This is a genomic window from Nodularia chucula CCY0103, from assembly GCF_963923915.1.
Taxonomy (GTDB): Bacteria; Cyanobacteriota; Cyanobacteriia; order Cyanobacteriales; family Nostocaceae; genus Nodularia; species Nodularia chucula.
Genome location: NZ_CAWUOL010000197.1, coordinates 1 through 1,181 on the forward strand (window position 1 = coordinate 1; position 1,181 = coordinate 1,181).

The following is a 1,181-nucleotide window of genomic DNA, read 5'->3' on the forward strand; positions in this document are numbered from 1 at the left end:
CAGAAGTGTTGAATGTTAAGAAAGAGGTGATAAAAATAACCCAAAATATGGTAAATTTTGGGCGAAGGATTAAAATACTTTAGTTTGAAAGTGATTATAAATTCATTTCCCAAGATTGTCAAAGACATCCTCAGACCCTTGCCAAAAAACGATTATCCGGTTTTGAATAGTCGTCTTTACGTTGAGTGTTGGTTGGCTTATGCCTTGGATAATAGTTTAACCAGTATGCGGGACTTATTTAAAAGATTAAATAATACAGGAATTGATGTAAGAATTTCGACATTTTCCAAGGCTAACACACACAGAAGTCAAGAAACATTCCAAAATATTTATCATCAATTGAATCAATTAGTCCAGAAAAAAGTCCAGAAAAAATTACATGATAAATACGCAATTTGTCCAATTGATTCAACAGTAATTACATTAACAAGCAAGTTGCTATGGGTGCTAGGTTATCATCAAGTAAAATTGTTTAGTTCCCTGAATCTTTCAACAGGTAGTCCAGAAGATAATTTGATAAATTTTGGTCATGCTCATGATTATAAATTTGGATCATCAATGATGTCTAATTTACCGCCAGATGCAGTTGGGGTAATGGACAGAGGTTTTGCAGGATTAAATTTCATGGGAGAGTTAGTGCAAAAAGACAAATATTTTGTAGTGCGAATTAAGAATAATTGTAAACTAGAATTTGAATCAGAAACTGGATTAGTAAAAATCGGTTCATCGACCGATGCTCCCGCTTATAGGGTAATTAATTTTTGTGATTTAGAAACGAAAACTGAATTCCGCTTAGTCACGAATTTACCTGCGGATGGAGAGGCCGCAGTTACAGATGAAGAAATCAGAGATATTTATCGTTTACGGTGGGGAGTTGAATTGTTATGGAAGTTTTTAAAGATGCACCTAAAACTGGATAGATTAATTAGCAAAAATGTTAATGGTATTGCTATTCAAATCTATGCTAGTCTCATCGCTTATCTGATTTTACAACTTGTATCTGTTCCTAAACAATGGGGTGAAAAGATGTTAGATAAATTCCGCTATCTACAAGCTTGTATGTGTCAACAAATCAGTTATGTTCATTGGATGGAAGATATCATGAAATGTTGACATTTTACCCTTGATAAAACTACTATACCTGAATATGTAAAGTTTTGTAACGAGATTCAACATTTCTG

1 protein-coding gene is annotated in these 1,181 nt (G+C 33.3%); it reads left to right on the plus strand.

The genetic code is table 11. The annotated features are described in order from the left end of the window. Nucleotides 1-90 precede the first annotated feature (90 nt). A complete protein-coding gene (locus ACM0OP_RS24165; protein WP_414530945.1) occupies nt 91-1,113 on the plus strand; it encodes an IS4 family transposase in 1,023 nt (340 codons plus the stop codon). Nucleotides 1,114-1,181 lie beyond the last annotated feature (68 nt).